Genomic DNA, 18255 nt, shown 5'->3' on the forward strand with positions numbered 1-18255 from the left:
GGCTTATTCGTCGTCGTCGAAGTTATACATACCCGGCGCAAGGTTTTCGAAGCGGGTGTACTTGCCGATGAACGCCAGGCGCACGAAGCCGATGGGGCCGTTACGCTGTTTACCGATGATGATTTCCGCCACGCCCTTGTGCTCGGTTTCGGGGTGGTACACCTCGTCGCGGTACACGAACATGATGACGTCGGCGTCCTGCTCGATTGCACCAGATTCACGCAAGTCGGAGTTCACCGGGCGTTTGTTCGGCCGCTGTTCCAGGGAGCGGTTCAGCTGCGACAGGGCAATCACCGGGCAGTTGAATTCCTTGGCCAGGGCCTTGAGGGAACGGGAGATCTCGGAAATCTCGTTGGTCCGGTTGTCACCGGCCGAACCCGGGATCTGCATCAGCTGCAGGTAGTCGACCATGATCATGGCGATCTCGCCGTGCTCACGGGCCAGGCGGCGGGTACGCGCACGCATTTCCGAGGGGCTGATACCTGCGGTATCGTCAATGAACAGCTTGCGATCGTTGAGCAGGTTGACCGCCGAGGTCAGGCGCGGCCAGTCGTCGTCATCCAGCTGGCCTGAACGCACCTTGGTCTGGTCGATGCGGCCCAGGGACGAGAGCATACGCATGATCAGCGATTCACCTGGCATCTCGAGGGAGAACACCAGCACCGCCTTGTCGGTACGCAGTACGGCGTTTTCCACCAGGTTCATGGCGAAGGTGGTCTTACCCATCGACGGTCGACCGGCGACGATGATCAGGTCGGCCGGCTGCAGGCCGCTGGTCTTCTCGTCGAGGTCGGTGAAGCCGGTGGACACGCCCGTGATGTCGCTGTCGGAGTTGAACAGCGTGTCGATGCGGTCGATGGCCATGGTCAGCAGTTCGTTGACACCCACCGGGCCACCGGTTTTAGGCCGCGCCTCGGCGATCTGGAAGATCTGCCGCTCGGCATCGTCGAGGATTTCCTCGGCATTGCGCCCTTGCGGGTTGAAAGCGTTGTCAGCGATGTCGGTACTGATGCTGATCAGCTGGCGCAGGGTCGCCCGCTCGCGAATGATCGCGGCGTAGGCCTTGATGTTGGCCACCGATGGGGTGTTCTTGGCCAGTTCGGCCAGGTATGCCAGGCCGCCAACCTGTGACGAAAGGCCTTCCTTGTCCAGCTGCTCGTGCAGGGTCACCACGTCGAATGGCTGGTTGGCATCGGCCAGCTTGTGCACGGCACGGAAGATCAGGCGGTGGTCATGCCGATAGAAATCGCCATCCGAGACCTGGTCCAGTACCCGCTCCCAGGCGTTGTTGTCCAGCATGAGGCCACCGAGCACGGCCTGTTCGGCCTCGATGGAATGCGGCGGCACCTTCAGGGCAGCGGTTTGCAGGTCGAGCTGTTCGGAGTTGGTGATCTCGTTCATGGCCACGAAAAAATTCTGGAGGATGAAAAAGACAAAGGGCACGGCCTGAGTGAACAGGACCGTGCCCGATGTTAACCGGCTACCCCGTGAGGGACCACCAGTCAGTGCAGCTTAGGCAGCTACGACGACCACGCGTACGGTGGCTTCAACGTCGCTGTGCAGGTGCACGGCTACGTCGTATTCGCCAACCTGACGGATGGTGCCGTTCGGCAGACGAACTTCAGCTTTAGCTACTTCAACGCCGGAGGCGGTCAGGGCGTCAGCGATGTCGTGGGTGCCGATCGAACCGAACAGCTTGCCTTCGTCGCCAGCGGTGGCAGTGATGGTCACTTCCAGCTCGGCCAGTTGGGCAGCACGGCTTTCAGCCGAAGCTTTACGCTCAGCAGCTGCTTTTTCCAGCTCGGCGCGACGCTCTTCGAACGCAGCCAGGTTGGCGGCGTTGGCAACGGTGGCCTTGCCGAATGGCAGCAGGAAGTTACGGCCGTAACCAGCCTTAACTTTAACTTTGTCGCCCAGGTTGCCCAGGTTAGCGACTTTTTCCAGCAGGATCAGTTCCATTTGGTAAAACCTCTTAACTTTTAACCTTCACCGTTCGCGGAGTCTTTCCCCGGAGGGGACTTGCGACCGCGAAAATCAATCAGGCTGTCGACAATGGCCAGGACCATCAGCAACGGGTAGATCAGCTGCATGATCAGCGGCAACGTCACGTACATGCCCACCAGCCAGAAACCGGCCAGTCGCCCCTGTGCCACGAGGCCGTGCATCAAGGCGATGCCAGCCAGCACCAGTACCAGGCTCGACGCCGATGCCAGGATGATGAATTGCGACCCGATAAACGGAGCCACCACCATCACTGCCACCAAGACCGCCATGGTCTGCTTCGGCAACCTCAGTTCGCGAAATTCGCGACCGAAGCCTCCAGGGTTGTACAACGCTGCTTGCCAATAACGCGCCAGCACCAGGGCCAACACGCTGAACAATTGCACCGTCACTGCTGTGGAAGCGACCAGCACAGGGCGGATCAGCTCACCGGAGAGCACCGGCTCCCCTTCGATTTTCGGCATGGCTTCGGCAAACGCCTTGGCCAGCACATCGAAGGTCTGTGCCAATGCCATGTCGAGCACGAGGCTGAAAACCACGGCAAACACGGCACTGGCGACCAGCACACGACTCCAGGGATGTTCGGCGCGCAACAGCGCGGCCAGGCCCAGGGCACCGGCGATCACCAGGAAGGTGATCGGATCGCCCATCAACCACACGGCCAGCCCGGCCAGCAGGCCGCCGGCGATGACCGTTGAAGCATCCTTGAACCCACGCCGCAGCAGCACAAGGCTACCGGCAGCGGCACTCAACCAGAACAGCAGCGGCAGTACCGCGCTGATGACCACCACCAGGGTGGCCTGCACACGACCGCGCATGATGAAACTTGCTAACGCTCGCATGCTAATCCCTTACTGCTTGTCGACGACCCGGTCTCAGCGGCCGTGGCTGTCGGTGTAGGGCAGCAGGGCCAGGAAGCGGGCGCGCTTGATAGCGGTAGCCAGCTGACGCTGATAACGAGCTTTGGTACCGGTGATACGGCTTGGAACGATCTTGCCGGTTTCGGATACGTAAGCTTTCAGGGTGTTGAGATCTTTGAAGTCGATCTCTTTCACGTCTTCAGCAGTGAAGCGGCAGAATTTACGACGACGGAAGAAACGTGCCATTTAATAGGCTCCTCTAAAGGTCCGTGGATTACTCGTCAGCGTTATCGCTGGAGTCGCTGTCATTGCTGTCGTCGCCGTCGGCGGATTCAGCATGCTCAGGACGCTCACGACGCTCACGGCGCTCGCTGCGGTTTTCTTCAGCCTTCAGCATCTCGGACTGGCCGGTTACGGCTTCGTCGCGACGGATGACGAGGTTACGGATAACGGCATCGTTGTAGCGGAAGTTGTCTTCCAGCTCGGCCAGGGCCTTGCCGGTGCACTCAACGTTCAGCATCACGTAGTGAGCCTTGTGAACATTGTTGATTGCGTAGGCCAGTTGACGACGGCCCCAGTCTTCCAGGCGGTGGATCTTGCCGCCATCTTCTTCGATCAGCTTGGTGTAACGCTCAACCATGCCGCCGACTTGCTCGCTCTGGTCCGGGTGAACCAGGAAGATGATTTCGTAATGACGCATGAATGCTCCTTACGGGTTAGTAGTCTGCCAGCGAATCTGGTCAGACAAGGAGTGAATGACACTGTATGTCTTGCACGGAGGGGAGGCACATATGCGCCTGCCAGCTCGGCAAGGGGCGCAATTGTAGAGAAGGCGTGGCGCACAAGCAAGGTGATTGGTGAATATTTGAACAGCCGGAAATATATTCACAGGCCACTGGCCCTTTCGCGGAGCAAGCCCGCTCCTACAGGGATCGCACAACATCTGTGGGAGCGGGTTTATCGAGGCGTCGAACCGCCGCGAAGAGGCCAGTACAGGCTGACGATCAGCGCTTGGCCTGACGCTGGCGTACAGCCTCGAACAGGCACACGCCCGTCGCCACCGACACGTTCAGGCTGCTGACGCTACCGCTCATCGGCAATTTCACCAGAAAATCGCAATGCTCGCGGGTCAGACGGCGCATGCCCTTGCCTTCCGCACCCATGATCATTACCAGTGGGCCGGTCAGGTCCTGCTGGTAGATCTCCTGCTCAGCTTCGCCAGCCGTGCCAACCACCCACAGGCCACGCTGCTGCAGCTTCTCCAGGGTGCGCGCCAGGTTGGTCACGGCCACCAGTGGAATCACTTCGGCCGCGCCGCAGGCCACCTTGCGCACGACCGGGGTCAGGGTTGCCGACTTGTCCTTGGGCACGATCACCGCCGTGGCACCGGCCGCATCGGCGGTGCGCAGGCAAGCGCCAAGGTTGTGCGGGTCGGTCACGCCATCGAGTACCAGGATCAGCGGCGGCGTTTCGCTGCGCTCGAGCAGTTCCTCAAGCATCAACTCACCCCACACCTGGCTCGGGCTGACCTCGGCGACCACGCCCTGGTGCACGCCCTCGACCCAGGCATCCAGCTCACGGCGCTCGGCCTGGCCGACCGGCACGCGGTTCTGCGCGGCCAGTTCCAGCAACGCCTGTATGCGTGGCTCGCTACGCCCTTCCGACAGCCAGATCTGCTTGACCCGCTTTGGATGGTGTTGCAGCAATGCCTGCACGGCGTGCACGCCGTAGATCTTTTCCAGCTGACTCATGACTTGTTCTTGCTCTTGCGTGGCGCGCCGGACTTCGACGGGCCTTTACGGTGCTTGGTCGGCTTGCCAGACGGCTTGCCGCCCTTTTCCGACTTGCTGCCGGCGTGGCCGCCGCTGCGCGCCTCGCTCATCAGCGCCTTCTTCATTTCACGGCTCTTGCGCACTTCGGCGTTACGCTGCACGGCGTCTTTGGGGAAGTACGCTTCGGCAGTTTCGCTCTTGCGGCTGCGCGGTTTTGGCGTGGCCTTGGCCTCGGCCACTGGCTCGGACTTCCCGGCGACTGGCGCAGCAGCACCACGCCCCTTGCGACCGATCGGCGCACTGAGCTGCTGCTCGGAAACTTCGAAGTCGATCTTGCGCTCGTCGAGGTCGACGCGCATGACCTTGACCTCGATGGTGTCGCCCAGGCGGAAGCTACGCCCGGTGCGCTCGCCCGACAGGCGGTGGTGCACCGGGTCGAAGTGGTAGTAGTCGCCCGGCAGCGCACTGACGTGGACCAGGCCTTCCACATAGATGTCGGTCAGCTCGACGAACAGGCCAAAGCCGGTGACTGCCGTGATCACACCTGGGAAGGTCTCGCCCACGCGATCCTTCATGAACTCGCACTTGAGCCAGTTGACCACGTCACGGGTGGCTTCATCGGCACGGCGTTCGGTCATCGAGCACTGCTCACCGAGCTGGTCGAGCGCATTCACGTCATACGGGTAGATACGCGCCTTGGGAATACTCATGGCGCCTGCGCGCTTGACGTGCGGGGTATCGACCTTGGAGCGGATGATGCTGCGGATGGCGCGGTGCACCAGCAGGTCGGGGTAACGGCGGATCGGCGAGGTGAAGTGGGTGTACGCCTCGTAGTTCAAGCCGAAGTGGCCGTTGTTGTCGGTGCTGTACACCGCCTGGCTCAGCGAGCGCAGCATCACGGTCTGGATCAGGTGGAAGTCCGGGCGCCCGGCGATGCTTGCCAGCAGGGCCTGGTAGTCCTTCGGCGACGGGTCCTTGCCCTTGTGCAGGGTCAGGCCCAGCTCGCCGAGGAAAGCACGCAGTTTTTCCAGGCGCTCGGGCGGTGGGCCGTCGTGCACACGGTAAAGGGCAGGCACTTCATGCTTCTGCAGGAACGCTGCGGTGGCGACGTTGGCCGCCAGCATGCACTCTTCGATCAGCTTGTGGGCATCGTTGCGCACGGTCGGGCGGATTTCCGCGATCTTGCGCTCGTCACCGAAGATGATGCGGGTTTCCTGGGTCTCGAAATCGATGGCACCCCGGGCGTGACGGGCGTCCAGCAGCACCTTGTACAGGTTGTACAGGTTCTTGAGGTGCGGCACGACTTCCTTGTATTCCTCGCGCAGCGCCTTGCCCTCACGGGTACGGGCATGCTCGAGCATGCTGCTGACCTTGTTGTAGGTCAGGCGGGCATGGGAATGGATCACCCCCTCGTAGAACTGGTAGTCGACCATCTGGCCGGCTTTGTTCATGGTCATTTCGCAGACCATGGCCAGGCGGTCGACATGCGGGTTCAGCGAGCACAGGCCATTGGACAGCTCCTCGGGGAGCATCGGCACCACGCGCTCTGGGAAATACACCGAGTTGCCACGCTGCTGGGCTTCGTTGTCCAGGGCCGAGCCCAGGCGCACGTAGCTGGAGACGTCGGCGATCGCCACGTACAGGCGCCAGCCGCCAGAGAACATGCGCAGCTTGCCCAACGGTTCGCAATAGACGGCGTCATCGAAGTCGCGGGCATCCTCGCCGTCGATGGTGACGAACGGCAGGTGGCGCAGGTCGATGCGCTTTTCCTTGTCTTTCTCTTCGACTTCGGAGCGGAACTTGCGCGCTTCCTTGACCACATCGTTGGGCCAGACATGGGGAATGTCATAGCTGCGCAGGGCAACGTCGATTTCCATGCCCGGGGCCATGTAGTTGCCGATCACCTCGACCACATCACCCTGTGGCTGGAAGCGCGGCGTAGGCCAGTGGGTGATCTTGATCTCGACGAACTGGCCAATCTTGGCGCCACCGTTACGCCCGGCCGTCACCAGCACTTCCTGCTGGATCTTCGGATTGTCCGGGGTCACGTAGCCAATGCCGCCTTCTTCGAAGTAGCGGCCGACCACGCTTTCATGCGCCCGGGAAATGACCTCGACCAGCACGCCTTCGCGACGACCACGGCGGTCGACGCCCGAGACGCGGGCCAGGCCACGGTCGCCGTCGAACACCAGGCGCATCTGCGACGGGCTGAGGAACAGGTCTTCGCTGCCGTCATCGGGGATAAGGAAGCCAAAGCCGTCACGGTGACCGGAGACACGGCCACAGATCAGGTCCAGCTTGTCTACCGGGGCATAAGTGCCGCGCCGGGTATAGATAAGCTGGCCGTCACGTTCCATGGCACGCAGGCGGCGGCGCAGGGCTTCGATCTGGTCTTCTTCATAAAGACCGAACTCTGCCGCCAGCTCCTCGCGCGCGGCCGGTTCGCCACGGTCGGCGAGGCGCTGCAGGATCAGCTCACGGCTGGGAATGGGGTTGTCGTATTTTTCCGCTTCGCGAGCGGCCTCGGGATCGAGGGATTGCCAATCGGCCATCAGAAGGGGTTCACCTTGGGGTATATAGATAGGAATTCTGGCATGTGTGTATTGAAACCGGAAATGTCAGCCTTGGACAGCCCCCGCTGCAGTCTGTAGAGGGGAGCAATAGGCCTTCGGAATCAACAAGTTGAATTTTTTGAAATTTTTTTCGCTTGGGGGGTTTACAGCCCCCAGGACCGTCCGTATAGTGCGCACCACAACGACGGACAAGCCCGAAGTTGTAGTAGAGATGAACGGCGCTGTAAAGCATCTTTTAATCTCGAATGTGTGCCCAGGTGGCGGAATTGGTAGACGCGCTGGTTTCAGGTATCAGTGACCGCAAGGTCGTGGAAGTTCGAGTCTTCTCCTGGGCACCAAAATTTTCTGGTAACAGATGACCAAGGATCTGTTACTACTGTGTGAAAGCGAACGATAGTCGCCTTCTCCAGATGATGTAAAGCTTTGCCCAGGTGGCGGAATTGGTAGACGCGCTGGTTTCAGGTATCAGTGACTTAACGGTCGTGGAAGTTCGAGTCTTCTCCTGGGCACCATATAAAAACCCACTAGCTTGCTAGTGGGTTTTTTCTTGCCTGCGATTTTTATATCCCCTCCCCCAATGCCCAGCACAACCCCTGTGGGAGCGGGCTTGCCCGCGAAGAGGCCAGCACTGCAGGCACACCTTCATGGGTTGCACTTTCGTCTGCCGATGAATTTCTCGTCACCCGGCCACTTGAGAAACGATTTCGTTTACCATTGTTTCCGAATATGAAGCCGTAAGCGAGGAAGTACCCGCATGACGATCCGCCCGCAACCGCTGATGCGTACACTGGCTGCCGCAGTTCTGAGCCTGGTGATCGGCGCTCCGGCAGCCCTGGCAGATGAACCGGTCACGCTGACCATGTACAACGGCCAGCACAAGGAAATCGGCGAAGCCATCGCCAAGGCCTACGAGGCCAAGACCGGTATCCATATCAATATCCGCAAGGGCAGCAGCAACCAGCTGGCCAGCCAGATCATCGAAGAAGGCGACCGCTCGCCGGCCGACATCATCTATACCGAAGAATCTCCGCCACTGAACAACCTGGGCGAACTGGGCCTGCTGGGGAAGATCGACGACGCCACGCTGAACATGCTGCCCAAGGAATACGTTGGCGCCAACGGCACCTGGATGGGCGTGACCGCCCGCACCCGCGTGGTGGTGTACAACCCGAAGAAAATCGACGAAAAAGACCTGCCGACCACCGTGATGGACTTCGCCGGCCCTGAGTGGGAAGGCCGCGTCGGCTACGTGCCAACCAGTGGCGCATTTCAGGAGCAAGCTGTAGCCATCCTGAAGATGCACGGGCGTGAAGCCACCGAAGAATGGCTGACTGGCCTGAAAGCCTTCGGCAAGACCTACACCAACAACATGGTCGCCCTCAAGGCCGTGGAAAAAGGCGAAGTCGCCGCCGTACTGGTCAACAACTACTACTGGTATGCTTTGGAGCGCGAACGCGGCAAGCTCGACTCCAAGCTGTACTACCTGGCCGACGGCGACGCCGGCAACCTGGTGACCATCTCCGGCGCGGCCGCGGTCAAGGCCAGCAAGCATCCGAAGGAAGCCCAGGCCTTGCTCAACTGGATGGCCAGTGAAGAAGGCCAGCGCGTGATCACCCAGACCACCGCCGAGTACCCGTTGCACAAGGGCATGGTGTCCGACCGTGGCCTGAAGCCGTTCGAGGACCTGCGCCCGCCGAAAATCTCGCCAGCCGACCTGGGCAATGCCGAAGAAGCGATCGAGCTTGAACGCGAGGTCGGTCTGCTCTGATGACTGCCGCCCTGTCCGAGCCGGTGCCGGTACGTTACGTGCCGCGCCGCAAGCGCCCCTCGATCTGGGTGCTGCTGCCTGTGCTGTTCCTGGTGGCGATGAGCTTGCTGCCGCTGCTGTACGTCGCCATGAAAGCCTGGGAGGCCGGCTGGCGCGAAGCCCTGCACCTGCTCTGGCGCCCTTTCGTCTGGGGGCTGATGCGCAACACCCTCATGCTGATGGCCGGGGTGACGCTGGCGTGCCTGGTGGTTGGCCTGGCCCTGGCATGGCTACTGGAGCGCAGCAACCTGCCCGGCCGCCGGCTGTGGGGCGTGGTGCTGTGCCTGCCGTTCGCGGTGCCGTCGTTCGTCAGCAGCTTCACCTGGGTATCGCTGAGCTCGGACTTCGAAGGCTTGGGCGGTGCGATCCTGGTCATGGCACTGTCCAAGTACCCGCTGGTGTTCCTGCCGGTGGCGGCAACCCTGCGCAACCTCGATACGTCGCTTGAAGAGTCGGCACGCACCCTGGGCTACAGCCGCTGGGGCGTGTTCCGCAAGATCACCCTGCCGCTGCTGTGGCCGTCGATGCTCGGCGGCGCACTGCTGATTGCGTTGCACATGCTGGTCGAGTTCGGCGCGCTGTCGATCCTTGGCCTGCAGACCTTCACCACGGCGATCTACCAGCAATTCGAGCTGGAGTTCAGCAACGCCAACGCCGCCATGCTCTCGGCCGTGCTGCTCGCACTGTGCCTGCTGATGCTGTGGCTGGAACTGCGCGTGCGCGGCAAGGCCCGTCATGTGCGTATCGGCCAGGGCGTGGCCCGCCGTGGGCAACCGGTGCGCCTGCGTGGCTGGACGCCGTTGGCGCAGCTGTTTTGCCTGGCCTTGGCGATTCTCGGCAGCGGCATCCCGCTGGCCATGCTGGGTTACTGGCTGAGCGTGGGTTCGTCGGCCGCCTTCCCGGTGGCGGCGATCAGTAAAGCGCTGCTGACTTCGCTGTCGGTCTCGCTGGGTGGCGCAGGCTTCTGTGTGCTGCTGGCCCTGCCAGTCAGCTTCCTGGTGGTGCGCTACAAAGGCCGCCTGGCGATCTGGGCCGAACGCTTGCCGTACCTGCTGCACGCCCTGCCCGGCCTGGTGATCGCCCTGACCCTGGTGGTGTTCTCGCTGCACTACGTGCCGGCCCTGTACCAGACCACCGCGCTGTTGCTGCTGGCCTATGCGCTGCTGTTCCTGCCCCTGGCGCAGTCACCGGTGCGTACTGCACTGAACAAGGCATCGCCAACGCTAGAAGAAGCCGCACGCACGCTGGGTGCGAGCAGCTTCGCCGCGTTTTGCCGGGTAACCTTGCCGATCATCTTCCCTGCGATGGCGGCGGCTTTCGCGCTGGTGTTCCTCGATGCCATGAAGGAGCTGACCGCTACCCTGCTGCTCAGTCCGACAGGCATGACCACCCTGGCCACCGAGGTCTGGGCGCATACCGCCAACGTCGAGTTCGCAGCGGCGGCGCCTTATGCGGCGCTGCTGATTGTGGTGTCGGGTTTGCCTGTCTATCTGCTGACTACGCGGATGTACCTGAACAAGGCATGAGCCCACGGCTCAGGCCGCCTGGCGGCCTGGGCCACTGCTTTCGATATTGCGCAGCATGCGCTTCACGATAGACCCATGGGCCAGCCCTACCGGCAGCATGTACAGCCGGCCAAAGGCGTTGAAACACCGCACCGACGTGGTCACTTTCAAGCGCTGCCCTTCGACATCCATGCAGACCATCACCGCCAAGTGCGTATCACGCGAAGTCAGCACCAATTGCTCGTCGCTGATGGCCTCGACGGTGAAGAAGTCCAGGTGTTCGCCGACAGCTGGCACATGCGCTGGATCGCGGGTAGAGAAGCCGTGGATATCGGCGACATTGAAACGACGGGAGATGAAGTCGCGAATGCGGAAGGCCCTGGCCAGCCAGCCTGGGACATTCGAGGTCATGGCGCAGTAGGCTTGCAGGGCGGTCATCGGGGCAGTGAGCTGTACGCTGTCACTGTGCAGGAAATCCAGGTCGGCCTGGGCGGCGACCAATTGGGCGGACATGAGCAACTCCCTTTGTCATGTGTCGCCGACAGCATAGCAACATGACTCGCTGTAGGAGCGGCCTTGTGTCGCGAAAGGGCCGCAAAGCGGCCCCGGCAATGTCAGCGTTGAAGCAGAAATCCCAGGCCTGCTGCGCAGCCCTTTCGCGACACAAGGCCGCTCCTACAAGGGACCGCGCAAGCTTCAAGCCCTGAACTGACCAAGGCTGGCGCGCAATTGGGCCGCCAAGTCATCCAGCACCTTGCTGCTGGCCGTGGTCTGCATCACCACCTCGGCCGAGCGCTCGGCCTGGGCATGGATGTTCTCCACTCGCCCGCGCACTGCCTGCGCGCCGCTGGCCTGCTGCTCAGCAGCGCGGGTCGCCAGGCCGATCGCCGCGTGCACCTGCTCCACGGCGGCTTGCACCGACTGCTGGCGACGCTCGTTGTCCCGCAACACCAACAGCCCTTCGCTGGCCTTGAGCCCGGCCTGGCTGATGGTCGCTACCGCCTCCTTGGCACCTTTCTGCAGGGCAGCAATGTGCGCCTGGATGTCGCCGGTAGAGCTTTGGGTCTTGCTCGCCAGCGCTCGCACCTCATCGGCCACCACGGCAAAGCCGCGACCCGTCTCACCAGCGCGCGCAGCTTCGATTGCAGCATTAAGGGCCAGCAGGTTGGTCTGCTCGGCAATACCATGGATGACAGTCAGCACCACTTCGATCTGCTCGCTCTGCTTGGCAAGACGCTCGATCACCTGCGAACCCGTTTCGACCTGGCCGGCCAGGTTCTCGATCAGGCTCGCCAGTTGCGTGGAAGAACGGCTGTTCTCGTCGGTTGCCTGGCGAATGTCCACGACCTGCTGCAACGCCGCCTGCATGGCGTGGCTTTCGGCCTGGGCCTCGTCAGCCATGCTCGACAGGTCGCGCAGGCTGGCGGCCACTTCATCACGCTGCAACGCCGCTGCGGCATCGGCACCGGCGTTGCGCTGGGCCATGGTGCCGATCTCGACCCCGGTACGCTGGGCCACCTCACCGGCTTCGCGGACGATAGGCTGCAGCTTGTCGACAAAGCGGTTGACCGCCGACGCCATGTCACCGATCTCGTCGCGGCTGTCGAGGGTCACGCGCTTGGTCAGGTCGCCTTCGCCGGCAGCCAGATCGTTGAGCGCTGCAATCAGCAGGCGCAGCTTGCTGAGCACGCGGCGACCCAGCACCACGGCGACCACTAGCAGCACACCCAGGCCGACCACCACCAGGCCCAGGCCAATCCGCCAACGCAGCTCGGCAGCCGCATCGCGCACGGTCTGTGCGGTGTTGGCCTGCATCGCGCTGGCGCTGGCCTGCGCGGTTTGCAGGCGCTCGCGCAGGGCCTTGCCACTGTCGGCGGCCGCCGCACCCAGGCTATCGCCAACCAGTTGCTCACCGCTGGCGATCAGGGCACTGAACCGCTGGTCGAGAGCCTTGAGCTGCTGGTCAACACCGGCCGTGGAAACCCCCATCAGCACTTTGCCGATCTCGGCACCATTGGGGTTGATCGACGCTTCGACGAAATACACCGATGGATCGCGACGCGCAGCATCGAGCACCTTATCCAGCGCTCTCTCACCCTGGCCCTTCTCGATCAAGGCCTGGTTGATCGGATTCTGCCGGTTCAAGTAGCGGGTAAGGTGCTGGCCCTGGGCATCGTCATAAATCACGAACAGCACGTTGGGGTTGCGCTGGGCGCGGCGAGCGAAGTCGGAGAGCATCGGCACATCGTTGTCCCAGATCGCCCGCGGGGCGACCGATGCCAGCAGCTCGGCCATGTCGTTGGCCGAATCCTTGAGGTTTTTCTCCAGGGTGGCCCGCAACTGCTGCTGTTCGTCCTGCAGCCGCGTGGAAAGACCCGCGCTCAAGCGCTGACGGGTGCTGCTGGAGAGGCTCTCCAGGCCCCCGCGAACATCTTGCCCGGCCTGCTCCAGCTCGCTGGCGAGCTGGCGGCTGTCTTTGCCCAAACGCTCCCCCAGGTCGGCCTCCAAAGCCGTCACGGTGCTGCGGGTCAGCGCAACGGCCACCAGCACTTGCACCAAAAGGGCGATACCAAGGGCAACAAACACAGGCCGCAAGAGGCGGCTTCGTAACAGTGAAAGGATGGCAGACACGGTGTAACCCTCGTGTTTTCTGGCGCCACTATTTTGATGGCATCTACAGAAACTTCTTACAGCAAGGGTTGTGCCGTATACCGCAGGGAAAAACGCCAAGGTCTAGCAATGAGTTTTCCTGTACTGGCCTCTTCGCGGGTAAACCCACAAATAAAAACGCCGCGATCCTTTTCAGGACCGCGGCGTCAGATCAGCCTGGAGGGCAGATCAGGCGAACGGATGACGCAGGACGATGGTCTCGTTGCGGTCCGGGCCGGTCGAAATGATGTCGATCGGCGCGCCTACCAGCTCTTCAATGCGCTTGATGTAGTCACGCGCAGCTTGTGGCAGCTCTTCCAGGGTTTTCACGCCCAGGGTCGATTCGCTCCAGCCTGGCATCTCTTCGTACACCGGCTCCAGGCCGATGTAGCTGTCGGCATCGGACGGGGCGTCAATGACGGCACCGTTCTCGTTCTTGTAGCCAACGCAGATGTTGATGGTTTCCAGGCCGTCCAGCACGTCCAGCTTGGTCAGGCAGATGCCCGAGATGCTGTTGACGTCGATGGCGCGACGCAGGATGACGGCATCGAACCAGCCGCAACGGCGGGCACGGCCGGTGGTCGAACCAAACTCGTGGCCGCGCTTGGCCAGGGTGGCGCCGGTCTCGTCGAACAGTTCGGTCGGGAACGGACCGGAACCCACGCGAGTGGTGTAGGCCTTGGTGATGCCCAGGATGTAGTCGAGGTACATCGGACCCACGCCAGAACCGGTGGAGATACCGCCAGCGGTGGTGTTGGAGCTGGTGACGTACGGGTAGGTACCGTGGTCGATGTCCAGCAGCGAACCCTGGGCGCCTTCGAACATGATGTCCTTGCCAGCGCGACGCAGGTTATGCAGCTCGGCGGTAACGTCGAGCATCATCGGCTTGAGCTGTTCAGCGTAGGCCATGCACTCGTCCAGGGTCTGCTGGAAGTCGATGGCCGGCTCTTTGTAGTAGTTCACCAGCTGGAAGTTGTGGTAGTCCAGCAGCTCACCCAGCTTGGCAGCGAAACGCTCGCGGTGGAACAGGTCGCCAACGCGCAGGCCGCGGCGTGCGACCTTGTCTTCGTAGGCTGGGCCGATGCCGCGGCCGGTGGTACCGATCTTGGCTTCGCCACGGGCTTTTTCACGGGCCTGGTCCAGGGCCACGTGGTACGACAGGATCAGCGGCGCAGCCGGGGAGATGCGCAGGCGCTCGCGCACCGGTACGCCCTTCTCTTCCAGCTTGGTGATTTCACGCATCAAGGCGTCCGGAGCAACGACCACGCCGTTGCCGATCAGGCACTGTACGCCTTCACGCAGGATGCCCGAGGGAATCAGGTGCAGAACGGTTTTCTCACCGTTGATCACCAGGGTGTGGCCCGCGTTGTGGCCACCTTGGTAGCGCACTACGGCGGCAGCATGTTCGGTCAGCAGATCGACGATCTTGCCTTTGCCCTCATCACCCCACTGGGTGCCCAGGACGACGACATTCTTACCCATTACATTGGTCCTCATTCACGCAAACTTGGTTGCCGGCCTACTGCCGACGCAGAAACTCACTGGGCCAGCGGCAGAACCTGCCAGCGCCCGTCTTGCTGAATCAATTGCCGATCACAATCCGCCTCGAGAGCAGCACTCAACGGCTGGCCAGGCAGAGCCTGGACCACACGCTGGCCCTCGTTGCGCAACTGGCAGACCTGCTGCCAGAGGGCCGCGTCGCCACTGTCCGGCATCCAGATGCCGCCAGTTGGCAATACGACCTCCGCTCGCCCCAGTGTGACCAGGGTCTTCAAATCCGTGGAGAAACCGGTGGCCGGGCGTGCCCGGCCAAAGTCGGCGCCGATGTCGTCATAGCGGCCGCCCTGGGCGATGGACTGACCTTCGCCCGGAACGAACACGGCGAACACCACGCCCGTGTGATAGTGGTAACCGCGCAGCTCGCCGAGGTCGAAGTACAGCGGCAGCTCCGGGAAGCGCGACGCCAGGCGATCGGCGATCGCCAGCAGGTCGTCGAGCGCCGCCAATACGCTGGCCGGGGCACGGCCCAGGCGCACTCGCGCTTCGGCCAGCACTTCTCGGCCACCGCACAGCTCGACCAGGGCGCGCAGCATGTTGCCCAAGTCCTTCGGCAAATCGGCAGTCAGCGCCTGTACCTCATCAACCGATTTGCGCTGCAGGGCATCGAACAACTGCTGTTCGACCGCGCCCGACAGGCCGGCGGCACGGGCCAGGCCGCGGTAGATCCCGACGTGGCCGAGGTCCATGTGCACGTCGGCAACGTCAGTCAGCTGCAGCGTGGCGAGCATCAGGCTGATCACTTCGACATCGCTGGTCGGGCTGGCGTCGCCGTACAGCTCTGCACCCAGCTGAATCGGGCTGCGCGAGGTGGACAAGGCACGTGGCTGGGCGTGCAGCACGCTACCGGCATAGCACAGGCGGCTCGGGCCTTCGCGGCGCAGGGTATGGGCGTCGATGCGCGCGACCTGCGGGGTGAAGTCGGCGCGGAAGCCCATCAGGCGACCGGACTGCGGGTCGACCACCTTGAAGGTGCGCTGATCCAGGTCCTGGCCGGCGCCGGTGAGCAGCGACTCCAGGTACTCGATATGCGGGGTGACGACCAGCTCGTAGCCCCAACTCTGGAACAGGTCCAACACCTGGCGGCGCGCGATCTCGATACGCGCAGCCTCAGGTGGCAGTACTTCCTCGATGCCATCTGGCAGCAGCCAGCGGTCTACCGTTGCCATTACGCCATTTCCCCTCTGGTCCGGGCGGCTTGCCAGCTGGCGAGCCGTCAGTAAAGCCGGTATCGCGCACAGCAGCGGGCAGCACTGATCCCAGCGCAGCCACCGTACCCGATACCCTCAAATTGCCTTGCGACCTGACCAAACCGTCAACTGGCGCTTTGCCAATCAACCTTGCAGACGCAAAAAAGCCGGGAAATTTCCCGGCTGCCTCATCATACACCCCTTTTCATACAGGATGCACCCCGCCTGGTGTTTTAGCTGCCAGGCGGGGTGCCGCTGCATGGAAATCAGGGCCTGAGCGTCACGGCTTGCTCTTGTCCAGGAAGCGGAAGAACTCGTTCTTCGCATCCAGGACCAGCACGTCGCTCTTGCTCGAGAAGCTCTCGCGGTACGCCTGCAGGCTACGGTAGAACGCATAGAAATCGGCGTCCTGGGTGTAGGCCTTGGCGTAGATGGCGGCCGCCTGGGCGTCGCCATCACCGCGGGTCTCTTCCGCCTCGCGGTAGGCTTCGGCCAGCAGTACACGGCGCTGACGGTCGGCATCGGCGCGAATACCTTCGGCCAGCTCGTTACCTTTGGCGCGGTGCTCGCGGGCCTCACGCTCACGCTCGGTACTCATGCGGTCGAAGACGCTGCGGTTGACTTCCTTCGGCAGGTCGATGGCCTTGACGCGCACGTCGATGACCTCGATACCCAACTCCTTGCTGGCCATGCGGTTCAGCGATGCGGTGATGTCAGCCATCAACGCGTCACGTTCACCGGAAACCACCTCGTGCAGGGTACGTTTACCGAACTGGTCACGCAGGCCGCTTTCCAGACGACGCGACAGACGCTCGTCGGCAATCTGCTTCATGCCGGAAGTGGCGGTGTAGAAGCGCTCGGCATCCTTGACGCGCCACTTGGCATAGGCGTCGACCATCACCGCTTTCTTCTCCAGGGTCAGGAACCGCTGGGTCGGGGCGTCGAGGGTCATCAGGCGTGCGTCGAACTTGCGTACCTGGTTCACGTACGGAATCTTCACATGCAGGCCCGGCTGGACATCCGCCTGGACCACCTTACCGAAGCGCAGCAGCACTGCACGCTCGGTCTGGGACACGATGTAGAAGCTGTTCCAGGCCACAATGGCCAGAACCACGGCGGCAATCAGGGCGATCAGCGATCGGTTGCTCATCAGCGGCTCTCCCTAGTACGCAGTGGCGGCTGTTGCTGTTGCAGGTCCTGCGCCGCACGCGCGGCCGCATCGTTGACCGACGGGCTGACGCTGGCGCCTGGCGCGGCCGTGTTGCGGCTGCCTTCGACCATCTTGTCCAGCGGCAGGTAGAGCAGGTTGTTCTGCCCATCCTTGGCCGTGACCAGGACCTTGCTCGAATTGCTGTAGACCTCTTGCATGGTCTCCAGGTACAGACGCTGACGGGTCACCTCAGGTGCCTTGCGGTACTCGCTGACCAGTTTGCTGAAGCGGTCAGCCTCACCCTTGGCGCGGGCGATGACTTCGTCGCGGTAACCGTTGGCATCCTCGATGATGCGCTGGGCCTGACCGCGGGCTTCCGGCACCACGCCATTGGCGTAGGACTCGGCCTGGTTACGGGCACGCTGCTCATCTTCGCGGGCACGGATCACGTCGTCGAAGGCTTCCTGCACTTCACGCGGGGCCGCCGCGCTCTGTACGTTGACCTGGGTGACGGTGATACCCGTGCGGTAGTTGTCGAGGAAACGCTGCAGGCGCTCGCGGATATCCACGGCCATCTGCTCACGGCCCTCGGTCAGCACCTGGTCCATCGAGGTGGAACCCACCACGTGGCGCAGGGCGCTGTCGGTCGCATGCTGCAGGCTGACCTCGGGCTGGTCGACGTTGAGCACGAAGTCCTGCAGGTTGCTGATCTTGTACTGGACGGTCAGCGGCACCTCGACGATGTTCTCGTCTTCGGTGAGCATCTGCCCCTGCTTGGTGTAGGCACGCTCGCGCGTGACGTTTTCCATGTACTTGCGATCAATTGGCGGGAAGTAGATGTTCAGGCCGGGACCGACCGTCTCATAGTACTTGCCGAAGCGCAGCACCACGGCCTGCTCCTGCTCATCGACCACGTACACGGCGCTGTACAGCCAGATTGCAGCAAGCACCGCCAGGCCGATGCCCAGCAGGCCGTAGCCGCCCCCCTTGCCGACATTGCGGTCACCGCCGCCACGTTTCTTGCCACTGCCGAACATGCCGTTCAGGCTGTCCTGCAGCTTGCGGAAGGCCTCGTCCAGATCCGGCGGACCCTTCTTGTCGCCACCACCGCCGCCACCGCGACGGCCGCCCCAGGGATCCTGATTGTTCGAGTTGCCACCCGGCTCGTTCCAAGCCATAGCGCTCTCCATC

The 18255-nt window shown here is 62.5% G+C and carries 15 protein-coding genes, 2 tRNA genes and 1 pseudogene; 4 read left to right on the forward strand and 14 right to left on the reverse strand.

Annotation, left to right across the window (positions count from 1 at the left end; genetic code table 11):
* Positions 1-3: 3 nt before the first annotated feature.
* The 7 genes from dnaB to rnr form a co-directional block, all read right to left on the reverse strand.
* The gene (gene dnaB / locus APH33_RS25685) at positions 4-1401 is read right to left on the reverse strand and encodes a replicative DNA helicase (RefSeq protein WP_054887913.1); all 1398 of its coding nucleotides are present in this window, start codon (positions 1399-1401) and stop codon (positions 4-6) included.
* Between the two features lie 111 nt (positions 1402-1512).
* Complete coding sequence (rplI, locus tag APH33_RS25690; protein WP_054887852.1) at positions 1513-1959, reverse strand: 50S ribosomal protein L9; 447 nt, start codon at positions 1957-1959, stop codon at positions 1513-1515.
* 20 nt (positions 1960-1979) lie between these two features.
* Entirely contained in the window at positions 1980-2843 is an 864-nt protein-coding gene (locus tag APH33_RS25695; protein WP_054887853.1) for a hypothetical protein, read from the reverse strand.
* A 33-nt stretch (positions 2844-2876) separates the two neighbouring features.
* Positions 2877-3107, reverse strand: a complete 231-nt coding sequence (rpsR, locus tag APH33_RS25700) for a 30S ribosomal protein S18 (RefSeq protein ID WP_003249563.1) — start codon at positions 3105-3107, stop codon at positions 2877-2879.
* Positions 3108-3135: 28 nt separating this feature from the next.
* Positions 3136-3561, reverse strand: coding sequence for a 30S ribosomal protein S6 (rpsF, locus tag APH33_RS25705; protein WP_013974420.1), 426 nt, complete (start codon positions 3559-3561; stop codon positions 3136-3138).
* A 304-nt stretch (positions 3562-3865) separates the two neighbouring features.
* A complete protein-coding gene (gene rlmB, locus APH33_RS25710; protein ID WP_054887854.1) occupies positions 3866-4612 on the reverse strand; it encodes a 23S rRNA (guanosine(2251)-2'-O)-methyltransferase RlmB in 747 nt (248 codons plus the stop codon).
* Positions 4609-7185: a ribonuclease R gene (gene rnr, locus APH33_RS25715; RefSeq protein ID WP_054887855.1), complete on the reverse strand. Its 2577-nt coding sequence runs from the start codon at positions 7183-7185 to the stop codon at positions 4609-4611. Before rnr ends, rlmB begins: the two co-directional genes overlap by 4 nt.
* 272 nt (positions 7186-7457) lie before the next feature.
* On the opposite strand from rnr, the gene APH33_RS25720 reads away from it, so the two are divergent.
* The 4 genes from APH33_RS25720 to APH33_RS25735 all read left to right on the forward strand — a co-directional run bounded on the left by APH33_RS25720 (position 7458) and on the right by APH33_RS25735 (position 10539).
* Positions 7458-7544, forward strand: a tRNA-Leu gene (locus APH33_RS25720).
* 87 nt (positions 7545-7631) lie between these two features.
* Positions 7632-7718, forward strand: a tRNA-Leu gene (locus APH33_RS25725).
* A 242-nt stretch (positions 7719-7960) separates the two neighbouring features.
* A complete protein-coding gene (locus APH33_RS25730; RefSeq protein ID WP_054887856.1) occupies positions 7961-8974 on the forward strand; it encodes an extracellular solute-binding protein in 1014 nt (337 codons plus the stop codon).
* The gene (locus APH33_RS25735) at positions 8974-10539 is read left to right on the forward strand and encodes an iron ABC transporter permease (RefSeq protein ID WP_054887857.1); all 1566 of its coding nucleotides are present in this window, start codon (positions 8974-8976) and stop codon (positions 10537-10539) included. Before APH33_RS25730 ends, APH33_RS25735 begins: the two co-directional genes overlap by 1 nt.
* A 9-nt stretch (positions 10540-10548) precedes the next feature.
* On the opposite strand, the gene APH33_RS25740 is transcribed toward APH33_RS25735, so the two are convergent.
* From APH33_RS25740 to hflK, 7 genes and pseudogenes are all read right to left on the reverse strand, one after another.
* A complete protein-coding gene (locus APH33_RS25740) occupies positions 10549-11031 on the reverse strand; it encodes a DUF2867 domain-containing protein (RefSeq protein ID WP_054887858.1) in 483 nt (160 codons plus the stop codon).
* Positions 11032-11214: 183 nt separating this feature from the next.
* Entirely contained in the window at positions 11215-12099 is an 885-nt protein-coding gene (locus APH33_RS28095; RefSeq protein WP_371263275.1) for a methyl-accepting chemotaxis protein, read from the reverse strand.
* 21 nt (positions 12100-12120) lie between these two features.
* Positions 12121-12813, reverse strand: a pseudogene (locus APH33_RS28100) (methyl-accepting chemotaxis protein); the annotation flags it as partial.
* Positions 12814-13356: 543 nt separating this feature from the next.
* On the reverse strand, positions 13357-14649 hold the full coding sequence (locus tag APH33_RS25750) for an adenylosuccinate synthase (RefSeq protein WP_003249542.1): 1293 nt from the start codon (positions 14647-14649) through the stop codon (positions 13357-13359).
* A gap of 56 nt (positions 14650-14705) precedes the next feature.
* On the reverse strand, positions 14706-15893 hold the full coding sequence (locus APH33_RS25755; RefSeq protein WP_054887860.1) for an ATP phosphoribosyltransferase regulatory subunit: 1188 nt from the start codon (positions 15891-15893) through the stop codon (positions 14706-14708).
* A 301-nt stretch (positions 15894-16194) separates the two neighbouring features.
* Positions 16195-17064: a protease modulator HflC gene (hflC, locus tag APH33_RS25760; RefSeq protein ID WP_054887861.1), complete on the reverse strand. Its 870-nt coding sequence runs from the start codon at positions 17062-17064 to the stop codon at positions 16195-16197.
* Complete coding sequence (gene hflK, locus APH33_RS25765) at positions 17064-18242, reverse strand: FtsH protease activity modulator HflK (protein ID WP_054887862.1); 1179 nt, start codon at positions 18240-18242, stop codon at positions 17064-17066. Before hflK ends, hflC begins: the two co-directional genes overlap by 1 nt.
* Between the last annotated feature and the right edge of the window lie 13 nt (positions 18243-18255).

The sequence above is a fragment of the Pseudomonas sp. NBRC 111130 genome, assembly GCF_001320485.1.
Classification (GTDB): domain Bacteria; phylum Pseudomonadota; class Gammaproteobacteria; order Pseudomonadales; family Pseudomonadaceae; genus Aquipseudomonas; species Aquipseudomonas vlassakiae.